Genomic DNA, 15,237 nt, shown 5'->3' on the forward strand with positions numbered 1-15,237 from the left:
CGTGAGACTAAAATGAGCGAACTTTTCTCCACTCCTGACCACACTCTGGATGCCCTGGGACTCCGCTGCCCGGAGCCGGTCATGATGGTGCGTAAAACCGTGCGGACGATGCCGGTGGGCGAGACGCTGCTGATTATTGCTGACGATCCGGCCACCACCCGCGATATTCCGGGATTCTGCCGCTTTATGGAGCATGAGCTGGTGGCCCAGGAAACCGAAGCCCTGCCGTACCGCTACCTGATCCGCAAAAGCCACTGAGCCTCTCCCGGATGGCGGCGGGTAGCGCCTTATCCGGGCTACCCGACGGTCCGGAACCGTAGCCCTGCTAAGCGTAGCGCGAGCAGGGAATACCCCGGATGGCGGCGCGTAGCGCCTTATCCGGGCTACCCGACGGTCTGGAACCGTAGCCCTGCTAAGCGTAGCGCGAGCAGGGAAGCCGGTATCTATGCTACAACTTCTTACGCAATAACCGCAGCGCGTTAGCCGTTACCAGCACGGTGGCGCCGGTATCCGCCAGCACCGCCAGCCACAGACCGGTCAGGCCGAGCAGGGTGGTGACAAGGAAAATCCCCTTCAGCCCTAAGGCAATCGCGATGTTCTGGCGGATATTGGCGTGAGTCGCCCGCGCCAGGGAAATCATCTGCGCTAGGCCGGTCAGACGGTTGTGGGTCAGCGCGGCGTCGGCAGTCTCCAGCGCCACGTCGGTACCGCTGCCCATGGCGATGCCGATGGTCGCCGCTTTCATCGCCGGGGCGTCGTTGATACCGTCCCCGACCATCGCCAGCGGCGCATCGGCATTCAACGCCATCACCGCTTCGACTTTGTCCGCCGGCAGCAGGCCGGCGCGGAATTCCAGCCCCAGTTCGCTGGCGATGGCCGCCGCGGCGCGCGGGTTATCCCCGGTGAGGATCACCCCCTGCACCCCCAACTGGTGTAAGGCATCCACTGCCTGACGTGCGTCGTCGCGCAGGGTGTCGCGCAGCGCCAGGATGCCGAGAAGCGTCTCGCCGCGCATGACCAGCACCACCGTTTGCCCGGCGCTCTCCAGCTGCTGGATCTGCGCCTCATACTCTGCCGGGGCGGCTTTGCTGGCCGCGCAGATTAAAATCCGGCTGCCGTTGACCTCGGCTTCGATACCGGAACCTGCCAACGCCCGCTGGCCGCTGGCCAGCGGAATGCTCAGCTGGCGCCGCTGCGCTTCTCGGACGATGGCCTGCGCCAACGGATGGCTGGAGCCTTGCTCCACCGCCGCCGCCAGCGTCAGCAGCGCGTTGTCGTCATTCTCAGCCGTGGCGATGACCGAGGTCACCTGCGGCTGCCCGACGGTCAGGGTGCCGGTTTTATCGAACGCCACCTGGCGCACCTGGCCCAGCTGTTCCAGCGCCGCGCCGCCTTTGATCAGCGCCCCGCGTCGGGCGGCGACCGCCAGGCCGGAGGTGATGGCCGCCGGGGTGGAGATGACCAGCGCGCACGGGCAGCCGATCAACAGCAGCGTTAAGCCTTTATAGATCCATGGCAGCCAGGCGCTGGCGAAGAACAGCGGCGGGACAATGGCCACCAACAGGGCCACCACCATAATGGCCGGAGTGTAGATCCGGCTGAAGCGGTCGATAAAACGCTCGATCGGCGCCCGACGTTCCTCCGCCTCTTCAATCAGCTTCAGGATGCGGTCGATGGCGCTGTCGCCCGGTTCGGAGATCACGGTCAACTGCACCAGGCGGTCGACGCTGGTGGCGCCCGCCGCTACCCGTTCTCCGGCCTGGCGCTCCACCGGCACCGACTCGCCGGTCAGGGCGCTTTCATCAAAGCTGGCAAACGGCGAGAGCAGCTGTCCATCCGCCGGCAGACGCCCGCCGGCAGCCACTTCAATCACATCTCCGGGACGCAGGTCACGCTGGGCGACGGTTTCCCGCACGCCGTTGCGCAGACGGATGGCGGTGTCGGGCTTCAGCGCCATCAGCGCGCTCACGCCCTGCCGCGCGCGGCTGGCGGCCCAGCCTTCGAGACGCTCGCCGATCAGGAACAGCAGCAGGACCATCGCCGCCTCTGCGGTGGCGCCGATAAACAGCGCTCCGATGGCGGCGACGCTCATCAGCGTTTCAATGGCGAACCAGCTCCCGCTTTTGATCAGGCGCATTGCCTGGCGGGCAACCGGCCACAGGCCGACCAGGGTGGTGGCAACAAAGGCTAACTGACCGGCGGGGTGGTTGGCCTGCTCCAGCCCCCAGCTCAGGGCCATCATAATGACCAGCGTCAGCAACGGTAAATTGTCGCGCAGCCGAGAGCCCTGCGTTTTCTCTGACGCGGGGGCATCGGCATCGCGCAGCGTATAGCCTGCCTGACGTACCGCCTGCTCAACCTGGGCGCGAATGTCGCCTTCGGCGTTAACCAATAATTTTTCCGTGGCGAACAGCACCTGAACCTGACTGACGCCGGGCACCTGACGAACCGCGGTTTCCACCTTGCGGGCGCAGGCGGCGCAGTCCATGCCGGCAACCTGCCAGCTGTAGCGGGCGTCGCTAAGCGCTTCGGCGGCTGGTGCGGTCTCTGCGGCGCAGGCGTGGTCTGTGCAGCAGCTCTCCGCCGGGGCGGGCGCTGGCCGCATGGTGAATGACGAGAATTGTGGGACTTTTTTATCCTGCGCGTCTGGAGTCGACATGGCACCCTCCGGTAAATGATAATTTTCTCATTAGCCGTAGGATACACTCTGGAGTCGACTCCAGAGTCAAGGACTAAATTACAGGTACAGTGCGCGCACGATGAGGAAGTGGCCGGCAAAGTAAAACGCGGCGGCAATGGCGTTATCGGCGCGGAAACGGCGACGATAGTGACTTACCAGCCACACGGCATTGCTCAGCAGCAGCAGAGCGGCGCCGGCGAAACCGGACAGCGCGGTGTCGGTAGGGCGGGCAAACCATAGCTCACCGGCCAGCCAGACCATCACCAGCGTCATGCCGATAAAGGTCAGCACCGGCATTTTCATCTCTTCCAGGCGGCTCCAGATCACCGCCATCAGCAGGGCGCCGAATACCAGCAGCACCAGCGGCAGCGGCCAGAAGAACGACAGCGTCAGCTGGCTGGCAAACCAGATGGTATACAGCAGATGCGACAGGAAGAAGGCGCCCACCGCGTACATCACCCGCTGGCGCGGCAGCAGGGTGAGGGCGTCGCCGAGCAGCGAGGCGCACAGGCCAGCCAGCACCAGGTAGCTGATGGCATTGAACATCGGCGCCTGCCAGGCCAGCAACAGCAACAGAATCAGGGTGACAGGTTTAAATACCCAGCGTCGCCAGGCCGGCCCGCGATAGGATGCATCGACATAAAGCCATGCGGAGAAACAGACAGCAATAAATGACCAAAGCATAGTAAGTCCCTGTATCTGTTATCATAAAGAAAGTTACGGATGCGTGAAGCTACCACTCAGTGTAGTGGTTTGGCGCAGCAGATGACAATGTTATTCCAGTCGCAGTATGCTGATTCCTGATATTTTTTATGGGTAACCTTAATGAGTAAAATGCCGCTCTTTTTTGTTCTGGTCGTCGCGGTGATTGTGGTGGCGGCTTCGTTTCGCTATGTGCAGCAGCGCCGCGAAAAACTGGCGAACGACGCCGCGCCGGTGTTGCAAAAGCGGGTGATCGTCAGCAATAAGCGGGAAAAAGTGATTAACGATCGGCGTTCGCGGCAGCAGACGGTGACGCCTGCGGGCAGCGAGATGCGCTATGAAGCGAGCTTTCGCCCTGAGAACGGCGGGCTGGAGGTGGTGTTTCGCCTTGACGCGCCGCAGTATCATGCGCTGAGCGTAGGCGATCGCGGGATGTTGAGTTATAAGGGCACAGCGTTCGTGGCGTTTACGCCCGATCCCTGAGCCCTTGTCAGGACTATTTCTTCAGCGTCGCCTTCAGTTTTTTCTGCCAGGCGACGAGCTCAAACACGCCGAAGATAAAAATGCGGATTTGCTCAAAGCGGCCCAGCTGCGGGGCATCTTTCGGCTGCGTCGCCTTGAGCAGCGTCAGCTGCAGACCATGCATCAGGATCATAAAAATCAGCGCGACGTTGACGAAGATATTCAGCGGCTTCGGGAAGGGCTGAAACAGATTCAATAACAGAAAGGCCCAGACGCACAGCATCAGCAGGCGGCCTAAATTAATCAGCATGGTGCTCTCCTTGGGCCTCACGTTGGTAAAGACGGTACGCGACCTGTCCGGCCACTTTTTCACGATACAGATGCCAGTTTGCCGGTACCGGCGGTAAACCGTTTTCGACTTCGCTTTCGACGTACACCAGGGCCTCATCGGCCAGCCAGCCCTGCGTTTCCAGCAGGCGCAGCGTCTCCTCCAGCAGCCCCTGACGGAACGGTGGGTCGACGAATACGATCTCATGCGGCGTGCCCGGTTGGCTCAGGAAGCTGAGGGTGTTGGTCACGATCACCTTGCCGCGATCCGCTTTCAGGGTGGCCAGGTTTTTTTGCAACTGCTGAGCGACGCCGCGCTCCATCTCCAGTAGCGTAGTGCTGGCCGCATAGCGGGACAGCGCCTCAAGCCCCAGCGCGCCGCTGCCGGCAAAGCAGTCGAGGCAGTGCGCGTCAACGATGGACGGCGCCAGCCAGTTAAAAAGGGTTTCGCGAACCCGGTCGGTGGTCGGCCGCAGGCCCGGGCTCTCCGGCACCGGTAATTTACGGCCGCGCCATTGCCCGCCGATGATGCGGATCTGACCGCTGCCCGCGTGGTTTGGTTTTTTCATCTCTCTGCTCAAGTCTCAACTTCCGGCCTGCTATTCTAGCGATCGACGGCGGTTGACGAAACCTTAATCCGGGGGCGGTGCTGCGAGTTAAGTTAAGTGATAGACTATCCAACTAATTTCATCATTTTTTCAGCTTCTGATGAAGCTGCGCCATGAATAAACAGCGAGGAGTGTGGTCGCAAATGGCAAAAGAGAAAAAACGTGGCTTCTTTTCCTGGCTGGGCTTTGGACAGAAAGAACAGGCACAGGAAACCGAGACTGAACAAAAAGTAGAAGAACAACAAGCGGTTGCCGATGAGACACCGGCGGCGGAAACCCCTGCCGAGCCGAGCGCGCCGAAAGCGGACCCGGAGGCGTTTGCCGAAGAGGTCGTCGACGTCACCGAGACGGTGGTCGAAAACGAAAAGGCCCACCTTGCGGAGCCTGCCAGCGCGCAGGAAGAAGAGTGGGTGGAAGCGCCTGCTCTGACCGAAGAAGCGCCTGTTGTTGAACCGGAGCCCGCGGTCAGCGAACCGGTTGAACAGCCTGCGGTGGTTGAGTCGCTGGCGGAAGAGGTTATCGCCGAACCGGTGGCGGCGGAGGTCGTGGCTGAGCAGCCTGTAGAGGATGCTGTTGCCCAGCCGCAGGAGACGGAAGCGCCGGAAGAGGACGCGCCGTTAAGCGATGAAGAGCTGGAAGCGCAGGCGCTGGCGGCCGAGGCGGCAGAAGAGGCGGCGGTGGTGGTGCCGGCGCCAGAAGACGAGGCGCCGGTGGAAGAACTGGCCCAGGAGCAGGAAAAACCGACGAAAGAAGGCTTTTTTGCCCGCCTAAAACGTAGTCTTCTGAAAACAAAAGAAAATCTCGGTTCCGGATTTATCAGCCTGTTCCGCGGTAAGAAGATCGACGACGATCTGTTTGAAGAGCTGGAAGAGCAGCTGCTGATCGCTGATGTCGGGGTGGAGACCACCCGCAAGATCATTACTAACCTCACTGAGGGCGCCAGCCGTAAGCAGCTGCGCGATGCGGAGGCGCTGTACGGCCTGCTGAAAGAAGAGATGGGTGAGATTCTCGCCAAAGTGGATGCGCCGCTGAACGTTGAAGGCAAAACGCCATTTGTTATTCTGATGGTCGGCGTGAACGGGGTGGGGAAAACCACCACCATCGGCAAGCTGGCGCGTCAGTTTGAGCAGCAGGGCAAAACGGTGATGCTGGCGGCGGGGGATACCTTCCGTGCGGCGGCGGTAGAACAGTTGCAGGTCTGGGGGCAGCGTAACAATATCCCGGTGATCGCCCAGCACACCGGCGCCGATTCCGCTTCGGTGATTTTCGACGCCATTCAGGCGGCGAAGGCGCGCCATGTTGATGTGCTGATTGCCGATACCGCCGGGCGTCTGCAGAATAAATCGCACCTGATGGAAGAGCTGAAGAAGATCGTCCGGGTGATGAAAAAGCTGGACGTCGACGCGCCGCATGAGGTGATGTTAACCATCGACGCCAGCACCGGGCAGAATGCGATTAGCCAGGCCAAACTGTTCCATGAGGCGGTAGGTTTGACCGGGATCACCCTGACCAAGCTGGATGGCACCGCCAAAGGCGGCGTGATCTTCTCGGTGGCCGACCAGTTCGGCATTCCGATTCGCTATATTGGCGTCGGCGAGCGTATTGAGGATCTGCGTCCGTTTAATGCGGGCGACTTTATTGAGGCACTTTTTGCCCGAGAGGATTAAGAATGATTCGCTTTGAACAAGTCAGCAAAGCCTATCTCGGTGGGAGACAAGCGCTGCAGGGGGTGAACTTCCACCTGCAGCCGGGCGAGATGGCGTTTCTGACCGGCCACTCCGGCGCAGGGAAAAGTACCCTGCTGAAGCTTATCTGTGGTATCGAACGGCCCAGCGCCGGCAAAATCTTCTTCAGCGGTCATGAAATCAGCCGCCTGAAGAGCCGTGAGGTGCCGTTCCTGCGCCGCCAGATCGGCATGATTTTCCAGGACCACCATTTGCTGATGGATCGTACCGTGTATGACAACGTGGCGATCCCGCTGATTATCGCCGGTGCCAGCGGCGATGACATTCGTCGCCGCGTCTCGGCGGCGCTGGACAAGGTCGGGCTGCTGGACAAAGCGAAGAACTTTCCGATTCAGCTCTCCGGCGGTGAGCAGCAGCGCGTGGGGATCGCTCGCGCGGTGGTCAACAAGCCGGCGGTACTGCTGGCGGATGAACCGACCGGTAACCTCGACGAGGCGCTCTCGGAGGGGATTTTACGTCTGTTTGAAGAGTTTAACCGCGTCGGGGTGACGGTACTGATGGCCACGCACGATCTGGGGCTTATCTCCAGCCGTCCGTACCGCGTGCTGACGCTCAGCGACGGCCATCTGCATGGAGGCATTCGGGGTGAATAAGCGCGACGCAATGAACCAAATCCGCCAGTTCGGCAGCAAGTTCGATCGCCTGCGCAACGCGGCGGGCGGCGGCGGCGGGCGCAATGCGCCAAAACGGCCGAAAGCGGCGCCTAACCCGGCCTCGCGTAAGAGCAACGTGTTCAACGAGCAGGTGCGCTACGCCTGGCACGGCGCGCTCCAGGATTTAAAAAGCACACCGCTGGCCACATTCCTGACGGTGATGGTTATCGCCATCTCGTTGACCCTGCCAAGCGTCTGCTACATGGTCTACAAAAACGTCAGCAGCGCGGCGTCACAGTACTATCCCTCGCCGCAGATCACCGTGTATCTGGAAAAAACGCTGGATGACGACGCCGCGGCGCGGGTGGTAGGTCAGCTGCAGGCGGAGCAGGGCGTCGACAAGGTGAACTATTTGTCACGTGACGAGGCATTGGGTGAATTCCGTAACTGGTCCGGCTTTGGCGGCGCCCTGGATATGCTGGAAGAGAACCCGCTGCCGGCGGTCGCCATCGTGGTGCCGAAGCTGGATTTCCAGAGCACGGAAGCGCTGAACACCCTGCGCGATCGGGTATCGCGGATCCAAGGGGTCGATGAGGTGCGGATGGACGACAGCTGGTTTGCCCGCCTCTCCTCGCTCACCGGGCTGGTGGGCCGCGTGTCGGCGATGATTGGCGTGCTGATGGTGGCGGCGGTGTTCCTGGTGATCGGCAACAGCGTGCGCCTGAGCATCTTCGCCCGCCGCGATACCATTAACGTGCAGAAACTGATCGGCGCTACCGACGGCTTTATCCTGCGTCCGTTCCTCTACGGCGGGGCGATGCTGGGCTTCTCCGGCGCGTTTTTATCGCTGATCCTGTCGGAGATTCTGGTGATGCGTCTCTCGTCGGCAGTGACCGAAGTGGCGAAGGTGTTCGGCACCCAGTTTGAGCTAAGCGGCTTAGGCTTTGACGAGTGTCTGCTGATGCTGATCGTCTGCTCGATGATCGGCTGGGTAGCCGCCTGGCTGGCGACAGTGCAACATTTACGTCACTTTACTCCCGATTAAAAAAAGCGTGATATAATCTTTCCCTGCTGCAATGAGTTCCTGTTCGCAGGGAAAGATACGCAAGCTTGTTCTCCTTTTCCTGCCCTCACTTTTTCATCGTGGTGTCACATTTTGTGCGTAATTTATTCACACCGTTGCATGGAACTTGTGGATAAAATCACTGTCTGATACTAATGTGAGTGATATTCTCGTTGCTCATGAATGCTGGCATGCTTGTTGCCTGATGGGGACAAGACCACGTCAGAAGATATCAATTGAGAGGATTTGAATGACCAAAGAAATGCAAACTTTAGCTTTAGCCCCCGTTGGTAACCTGGAATCGTATATCCGGGCCGCTAACACTTGGCCGATGCTGTCGGCTGATGAAGAGCGGGAGCTTGCTGAAAAGCTGCATTACCAGGGCGATCTGGAAGCAGCGAAAAAGCTGATTCTGTCTCACCTGCGCTTTGTTGTTCACATTGCTCGTAACTACTCGGGCTATGGCCTGCCGCAGGCGGATCTGATCCAGGAAGGCAATATCGGCCTGATGAAAGCCGTGCGTCGCTTCAACCCGGAAGTGGGTGTGCGCCTGGTCTCCTTCGCCGTGCACTGGATTAAAGCCGAAATTCACGAATACGTGCTGCGCAACTGGCGTATCGTGAAGGTCGCTACCACCAAAGCACAGCGTAAGCTGTTCTTTAACCTGCGTAAAACCAAACAGCGTCTGGGTTGGTTCAACCAGGATGAAGTGGAAATGGTGGCCCGTGAGCTGGGCGTGTCGAGCAAAGACGTCCGCGAGATGGAATCCCGTATGGCGGCCCAGGACATGACCTTCGACATGTCGTCCGACGATGAGTCCGACAGCCAGCCGATGGCGCCGGTCCTGTATCTGCAGGACAAAACGTCAAACTTTGCCGACGGCATCGAAGACGATAACTGGGAAGAGCAGGCGGCGAATAAGCTGACTGACGCGATGCAGGGCCTGGACGAGCGTAGCCAGGATATCATCCGCGCCCGCTGGCTGGACGAAGACAACAAGTCCACGCTGCAGGAGCTGGCTGACCGCTACGGCGTCTCCGCAGAGCGCGTGCGTCAGCTGGAAAAGAACGCCATGAAAAAACTGCGTGCAGCGATCGAAGCCTGATACGCCACCCCTGCCTGACGCCAGGCAACCCGATAACGCCCCGCCTCAGGTTGGGGCGTTTTGTTTTTCTGCGCCATCCATGGGCCGCAGCACCTCTGGACAGTGCGTCCGCAGGCAGCCGATCAGCACGCTGAATGCCGGCGCCATCTGCTCCTCGGGCTGGCTGGCAAATCCCATCAATAATCCTTTCTTACGCGCCGCCGTCAGGTAGTAGCGCGAGAGCGGCCGCACCAGAATGTGGCGCGCATTGGCCTCGCGGGCGATCGCTACATCGTCAGCCTCTTCCGGTAAATTGAGGATCAAATGCAGCCCGGCATTATCGCTGAAGTCCGACAGGGCGTCGGGCATACAGTGCCGCTGAATCAGCTCGGTTAAAAAGGCGCGGCGACGGCTGTAGAGCAGGCGCATGCGGCGGATATGGGCCGAGTAGTGACCAGCGGTAATAAACTCCGCCAGCGCCATCTGGATCAGCGAATGGCCGCCGCGGTAAAGCTCGGCGTGGGCGTGCTTCAGATCGCTGACCAGCGGACGGGGGATCACCACATAGCCCAGACGCAGGCCGGGATAGAGCGTTTTACTGAAGGTGCCGATATAGACCACCGGCGCGTCGGCCACCAGCCCCTGCAGGGCGGGGATGGGCTGGCCGGAAAAGCGAAACTCGCTGTCATAATCATCTTCGACGATCCAGCTCCCCTGCTGGCGGGCGAGCGCCAGCAGCCGCTGACGACGTTCAAGGCTCATCACTGCGCCCAGCGGATACTGGTGAGAGGGGGTGACAAAGATGAGCCGCGGCGCATCGTCAACCGTTTCCGGCGGACACAGGCCGTTGGCATCGACGGTCAGGGGCTCCGCCCGGACGTCGTTCATCGCCAGCAGGTGGCGAATGCCCCAGTAGGAAGGCTCCTCCACCCACGCCAGATCGCCGCTGTCGCACAGCATGCGGGTGACCAGATCGATAGCCTGGTGGATCCCCTCGGTGATAAGTATTTGATCTGCCTGACAGTGGACGCCGCGCGATACCCGCAGATAATCCACCAGCGCCTGCTGCAGCTCCGGGGTACCGCCGTTGCAGCTGTAGCTGAGCCGCTCGGGCTTTGGCCGACGGCTGATGCGCGCCTGGATCTTGCTGAACAGCGGATGGGGAAAGGCGTTAACGTCCGGTACGCCGGGAATAAACGCTCCCCACTGGCGCGGGCTGGCGCTGACCTGGCCGAGCAGGTGCTGGCCGCGGCGTGAAAGATGCGCCGTCGATGTCGCGATGCTGCTGTTTTCCCGCTCACCCTTAGCGGTCAAGGAACTTTCAGAGGCGGTTTGGGCAACGAATGTTCCGCTTCCCCGACGGGAAACCACATATCCTTCCGCCAGTAATTGTTCATAAGTTGTTAATATGGTGTTTCTTGATACGCCGAGTTCTCCCGCCAGGTCCCGCGACGGCGGCAGGCGGCTTTGCGGCGCCAGCGAACCGTCAAGGATCGCGCGGCGAAGCGCGTTGTATAAGCGTTTGTGCAGAAGAGGGTCGCGCTCTTCCTGCAGACGGACCAGCACCAGGTCACCCACCAGCGAACGCAATTGGATCCCTCAGATATTCAAAATTGGTACTCGATTATAGGGCCAACTCCTGTGTAAATAAACGACATCGTTTCTAATTTGTTGCGATAACGTGACATACACGACAGGAGATTCGCAGGTGAAAAGCTCAGAACTGAATCAACGTCGCCAGCAGGCGACGCCGCGCGGCGTAGGCGTAATGTGTAACTACTTTGTCGAGAAGGCGGAGAACGCCACGCTGTGGGATATCGAAGGCAATGAGGTGATCGATTTCGCCGCCGGTATCGCCGTGTTAAATACCGGTCACCGTCATCCGAAGGTGGTCGCCGCGGTCGCTGACCAGCTGCAGGCGTTCACCCACACCGCCTATCAGATTGTGCCGTACGAAAGCTATGTCACGCTGGCGGAACGTATCAACGATCTGGCGCCGATTGACGGGCCGGCAAAAACGGCCTTCTTCACCACCGGCGCGGAAGCGGTCGAGAACGCGGTGAAAATTGCCCGCGCTTACACCGGTCGTCCGGGGCTGATAACTTTCGGCGGCGGTTTCCACGGCCGTACCTTTATGACCATGGCCCTCACCGGTAAGGTCGCACCCTACAAAATCGGCTTCGGGCCGTTCCCGGGCTCGGTGTATCACGGTGTCTACCCGAATGCGGCGCATGGCGTGACCACCGCGGATGCGCTGAAAAGCCTGGAGCGCATTTTCAAAGCGGATATTGCCCCGGATCAGGTCGCGGCCATCATCCTCGAGCCGATCCAGGGGGAAGGGGGCTTTAACGTCGCGCCGGCCGATTTCATGCAGGCGCTGCGCGACCTGTGCGATACCCACGGCATTCTGCTGATCGCCGATGAAGTGCAAACCGGTTTCGCTCGTACCGGCAAGCTGTTCGCCATGCAGCATTATGATGTGAAACCGGATCTGATGACGATGGCGAAAAGCCTCGCCGGCGGTTTCCCGCTGTCGGGCGTCGTTGGTCGCGCCGAGGTAATGGATGCCCCAGCGCCAGGCGGACTGGGCGGGACCTATGCCGGTAACCCGCTGGCGGTGGCCGCGGCGCACGCGGTGCTGGATGTGATTGCCGAAGAGCAGCTGTGCCAGCGCGCTGAGCAGCTGGGTAGCCATCTGCAGGAAGTGCTCAACCAGGCGCGCGCCACCTGTCCGGCGATTGTCGATGTCCGCGGCCGGGGGTCGATGGTGGCAGTGGAGTTTAACGATCCGCAAACTGGCGAGCCGTCGCCGGAGTTCACCCGCCAGGTGCAACAGAGAGCGCAGGAGAACGGCCTGCTGCTGCTGAGCTGCGGCGTCTACGGCAACGTGATCCGCTTCCTCTATCCGCTGACGATTCCGGACGCCCAGTTCTCGAAAGCGCTGGATATTCTGGCGCGCGTACTGAAGAGCTAACGTCTCCCCGGCGGGCTGCGGCGGCAGGGAAGCCGAACAGAAACAGGACGCCGCAGTCGCCTGTTCATGCTCAGCGTGAGTGGTTTATCACCCTGATATCACCTTTTTTCCGGCGGTGAAAATCGCCGGAGTAAAACGGAAAGTATTATGTCTGAAAACTCCACCTTTTCTCCCGTCCTCACCGGCCGGGAACGTACGGCTGTCCCTGCAAAATCTCTGAGCTTCGTCGAAGGCGTATCGATGATTGTCGGTACCAATATCGGCGCGGGCGTCCTCTCTATCGCCTATGCGTCAAGTAAAGCGGGCTTCTTACCGCTGCTGTTCTGGCTGGTGCTGGTGGGTAGCCTGACCACGGTGACCATGCTCTATGTCGCGGAATCCACGCTCCGCACGCGTAAACATCTGCAGCTCAGCGGATTATCAAAGCGCTACGTCGGCGGCTTCGGCGCGCTAATGATGTTCCTCTCCGTCTGCGTCAACAGCGTCGGGGCATTGACGGCTTATATGACCGGCAGCGGCAAGCTGCTGCACTCGCTGTTTGGCATCTCGCCGGCGCTGGGCAGCGTGCTGTTTTTCGTCCCGGCGGCAGGGGTGCTCTATCTGGGGCTGAAGGCGATCGGCCGCGGCGAGAAATTTATCAGCATCGGCATGGTGGTGATGATCTCGGTGCTGGTGATTGCCACGCTGCTGAAAGAGACCACCCGCGTGGGCTATCTGCTCGACGGCAACTGGCTGTATATGGTTCCGGTCTTCAACGTCGTGGCGTTCTGCTTCTCGGCACAGTATATCGTCCCGGAAATGGCGCGGGGCTTCGCCGACAAACCGGAAAAATTGCCTAAAGCCATTATGGTCGGCATGGCGCTGACCTTTACCCTGCTGGCGCTGGTGCCGCTGTCGGTGATCTCGCTTAACGGCCTGGAGAATATTTCGGATGTGGCCACCATCTCCTGGGGCAGGGCGCTTGGCGAATGGGCCTTCTTCTCCGCCAACCTGTTTGCGCTGTGCGCGATGTTGACCTCCTACTGGGGGCTGGGCGGCAGCTTCCTGACTAATATCTTCGATCAGTTCCGCCTGGGGAATGACGAACAGCCCGCCCGTCGCCTGATGGTGCTGCTGGTGGTGGCGATCCCGCCGTTCGCGCTGGCCTACAGCGGCATGGTCTCCTTCGTCAACGCGCTCTATTTTGCCGGGGTGTTCAGCGGCGTTATTTTATCGATTATGCCGATCCTGATGCTCAAGGGCGCCCGCCAGCGTGGCGACCTGACGCCGGGCTGGACCTGTCCGGCCTGGATGACCCATCCGCTTATCCAATGCTTCATTGTGTTGTTGTATCTTTGCAGCGCCGTCTACGCGATAGCGTCCGCGGTAGGCTACCTGCCCGCTGGCTGGTAATTAGGGCCTGTTTTGCACCGCGTCCGGTTCATGCTGGCGCGGTTTTTTTATTTGTCACTTATCTGTTACATAGCCCGCAATTTAGTCGTTTCAAATTCCTCAGAATGACGGTATGTTTAGCATAGTGTGCTGCAAAAGCGCGAGCAGCCCCCGGTAGATTAGCTATCATATGCTTTTCCTATCGATATAAACAAAATAATGCGCTAACAAACAACATCACAACAAATGCAAAAACCATAATAATGGGGAGCCTCAGGATGAATATGAAGGGTAAAGCGTTACTGGCAGGATGTATTGCCTTAGTTATGAGCAGCGCGGCGCTGGCGGAAGATATCAAAATCGCGGTAGTCGGGGCGATGTCCGGCCCGGTGGCCCAGTACGGCGATCAGGAATTTACCGGCGCCGAGCAGGCGGTAGCGGATATCAATGCTAAGGGCGGCATTAAGGGCAATAAGCTGCAGATCGTAAAATATGATGACGCTTGCGACCCGAAACAGGCGGTAGCGGTCGCCAACAAAGTGGTCAACGACGGGATCAAATACGTTATCGGCCACCTGTGCTCCTCTTCCACTCAGCCGGCGTCTGATATCTATGAAGACGAAGGCATTCTGATGATCACCCCGGCAGCAACCGCGCCGGAGCTGACCGCGCGCGGCTATAAGCTGATCCTGCGCACCACCGGACTGGACTCCGACCAGGGACCAACCGCGGCGAAATACATTCTCGACAAAGTGAAGCCGCAGCGTATCGCAGTGGTGCATGACAAACAGCAGTATGGCGAAGGTTTGGCCCGTGCGGTGCAGGATGGCCTGAAAAAAGGCGGGGCGAACGTGGTCTTCTTCGACGGGATCACCGCCGGTGAGAAAGACTTCTCCACGCTGGTAGCGCGCCTGAAGAAAGAGAATATCGACTTCGTCTATTATGGCGGCTATCACCCGGAAATGGGCCAGATCCTGCGTCAGGCCCGCGCTGCCGGTCTGAAAACCCAGTTTATGGGCCCGGAAGGCGTAGCGAACGTCTCCCTGTCTAACATCGCCGGCGAGTCGGCGGAAGGTTTGCTGGTGACCAAGCCGAAGAACTACGACCAGGTGCCGGCGAACAAACCGATCGTGGATGCGATCAAGGCGAAGAAACAGGATCCGAGCGGCGCCTTCGTGTGGACCACCTACGCGGCGCTGCAGTCGCTGCAGGCAGGCCTGAATCAGTCTGACGATCCGGCGGAAATCGCTAAATACCTGAAAGGCGCGACGGTAGACACCGTGATGGGCCCGCTGTCGTGGGATCAGAAAGGCGACCTGAAAGGGTTCGAGTTCGGGGTCTTTACCTGGCATGCTAATGGTACGGCGACCGACGCCAAATAATTTAACCGGCGCCTTTCACGCTGCAAATGCGTTGTCTGCGGCCCTCAACCCCGGTCACTTACTGATGTAAGCTCCCGGGGATTTCGGGTCTTGACGCCTTTTTGCAACGCGAAATGCTGGGTTAAATGGGTGGGGGCCTTTCACGCTGCAAATGCGTTGTCTGCGGCCCTCAACCCCGGTCACTTACTGATGTAAGCTCCCGGGGATTTCGGGTCTTGACGCCTTTTTGCAACGCGAAATGCTGGG

Annotated in this window: 14 protein-coding genes; 9 read left to right on the forward strand and 5 right to left on the reverse strand. The window is 59.9% G+C overall.

Annotated features, from left to right (window positions below; genetic code table 11):
* Positions 1 to 12 precede the first annotated feature (12 nt).
* Complete coding sequence (tusA, locus tag ACLEXF_RS22600; RefSeq protein ID WP_002920858.1) at positions 13 to 258, forward strand: sulfurtransferase TusA; 246 nt, start codon at positions 13 to 15, stop codon at positions 256 to 258.
* Between the two features lie 190 nt (positions 259 to 448).
* On the opposite strand, the gene zntA is transcribed toward tusA, so the two are convergent.
* On the reverse strand, positions 449 to 2,659 hold the full coding sequence (gene zntA, locus ACLEXF_RS22605; protein WP_407259564.1) for a Zn(II)/Cd(II)/Pb(II) translocating P-type ATPase ZntA: 2,211 nt from the start codon (positions 2,657 to 2,659) through the stop codon (positions 449 to 451).
* A 78-nt stretch (positions 2,660 to 2,737) separates the two neighbouring features.
* Complete coding sequence (locus ACLEXF_RS22610) at positions 2,738 to 3,364, reverse strand: lysoplasmalogenase (protein ID WP_004202090.1); 627 nt, start codon at positions 3,362 to 3,364, stop codon at positions 2,738 to 2,740.
* Positions 3,365 to 3,514: 150 nt separating this feature from the next.
* Here ACLEXF_RS22610 and ACLEXF_RS22615 point away from each other — a divergent pair, with 150 nt between their 5' ends.
* Positions 3,515 to 3,865: a DUF2500 domain-containing protein gene (locus ACLEXF_RS22615; protein WP_023291234.1), complete on the forward strand. Its 351-nt coding sequence runs from the start codon at positions 3,515 to 3,517 to the stop codon at positions 3,863 to 3,865.
* A gap of 13 nt (positions 3,866 to 3,878) precedes the next feature.
* Here the strand turns inward: ACLEXF_RS22615 and ACLEXF_RS22620 are convergent, their stop codons facing one another.
* Complete coding sequence (locus ACLEXF_RS22620) at positions 3,879 to 4,154, reverse strand: DUF1145 family protein (RefSeq protein ID WP_135683831.1); 276 nt, start codon at positions 4,152 to 4,154, stop codon at positions 3,879 to 3,881.
* On the reverse strand, positions 4,144 to 4,740 hold the full coding sequence (gene rsmD / locus ACLEXF_RS22625) for a 16S rRNA (guanine(966)-N(2))-methyltransferase (RefSeq protein ID WP_367072567.1): 597 nt from the start codon (positions 4,738 to 4,740) through the stop codon (positions 4,144 to 4,146). Before rsmD ends, ACLEXF_RS22620 begins: the two co-directional genes overlap by 11 nt.
* A 182-nt stretch (positions 4,741 to 4,922) precedes the next feature.
* On the opposite strand from rsmD, the gene ftsY reads away from it, so the two are divergent.
* The 4 genes from ftsY to rpoH all read left to right on the forward strand — a co-directional run bounded on the left by ftsY (position 4,923) and on the right by rpoH (position 9,285).
* Positions 4,923 to 6,446, forward strand: coding sequence for a signal recognition particle-docking protein FtsY (ftsY, locus tag ACLEXF_RS22630; RefSeq protein ID WP_064187419.1), 1,524 nt, complete (start codon positions 4,923 to 4,925; stop codon positions 6,444 to 6,446).
* Positions 6,447 to 6,448: 2 nt separating this feature from the next.
* Entirely contained in the window at positions 6,449 to 7,117 is a 669-nt protein-coding gene (ftsE, locus tag ACLEXF_RS22635) for a cell division ATP-binding protein FtsE (RefSeq protein ID WP_004202097.1), read from the forward strand.
* The gene (ftsX, locus tag ACLEXF_RS22640; RefSeq protein ID WP_040178039.1) at positions 7,110 to 8,162 is read left to right on the forward strand and encodes a permease-like cell division protein FtsX; all 1,053 of its coding nucleotides are present in this window, start codon (positions 7,110 to 7,112) and stop codon (positions 8,160 to 8,162) included. Before ftsE ends, ftsX begins: the two co-directional genes overlap by 8 nt.
* A gap of 268 nt (positions 8,163 to 8,430) precedes the next feature.
* Positions 8,431 to 9,285 carry an RNA polymerase sigma factor RpoH gene (gene rpoH / locus ACLEXF_RS22645; protein ID WP_002920815.1) on the forward strand — a complete coding sequence of 285 codons (855 nt, stop codon included), beginning with the start codon at positions 8,431 to 8,433 and terminating at the stop codon, positions 9,283 to 9,285.
* A gap of 45 nt (positions 9,286 to 9,330) precedes the next feature.
* On the opposite strand, the gene ACLEXF_RS22650 is transcribed toward rpoH, so the two are convergent.
* Positions 9,331 to 10,854: a PLP-dependent aminotransferase family protein gene (locus ACLEXF_RS22650; protein WP_004202101.1), complete on the reverse strand. Its 1,524-nt coding sequence runs from the start codon at positions 10,852 to 10,854 to the stop codon at positions 9,331 to 9,333.
* Positions 10,855 to 10,972: 118 nt separating this feature from the next.
* Between ACLEXF_RS22650 and ACLEXF_RS22655 the strand changes: the two genes are divergently transcribed.
* The 3 genes from ACLEXF_RS22655 (at position 10,973) to livJ (ending at position 14,991) form a co-directional block, all read left to right on the forward strand.
* Complete coding sequence (locus tag ACLEXF_RS22655; protein WP_023319267.1) at positions 10,973 to 12,238, forward strand: 4-aminobutyrate--2-oxoglutarate transaminase; 1,266 nt, start codon at positions 10,973 to 10,975, stop codon at positions 12,236 to 12,238.
* Positions 12,239 to 12,385: 147 nt separating this feature from the next.
* Positions 12,386 to 13,630 carry an aromatic amino acid transport family protein gene (locus tag ACLEXF_RS22660; RefSeq protein WP_017899980.1) on the forward strand — a complete coding sequence of 415 codons (1,245 nt, stop codon included), beginning with the start codon at positions 12,386 to 12,388 and terminating at the stop codon, positions 13,628 to 13,630.
* 257 nt (positions 13,631 to 13,887) lie between these two features.
* The gene (gene livJ / locus ACLEXF_RS22665) at positions 13,888 to 14,991 is read left to right on the forward strand and encodes a branched chain amino acid ABC transporter substrate-binding protein LivJ (protein WP_002920812.1); all 1,104 of its coding nucleotides are present in this window, start codon (positions 13,888 to 13,890) and stop codon (positions 14,989 to 14,991) included.
* The last annotated feature ends 246 nt before the right edge of the window (positions 14,992 to 15,237 follow it).

The sequence above is a fragment of the Klebsiella pneumoniae complex sp. WS1778 genome (assembly GCF_049472055.1).
GTDB classification, from domain to species: domain Bacteria; phylum Pseudomonadota; class Gammaproteobacteria; order Enterobacterales; family Enterobacteriaceae; genus Klebsiella; species Klebsiella quasipneumoniae.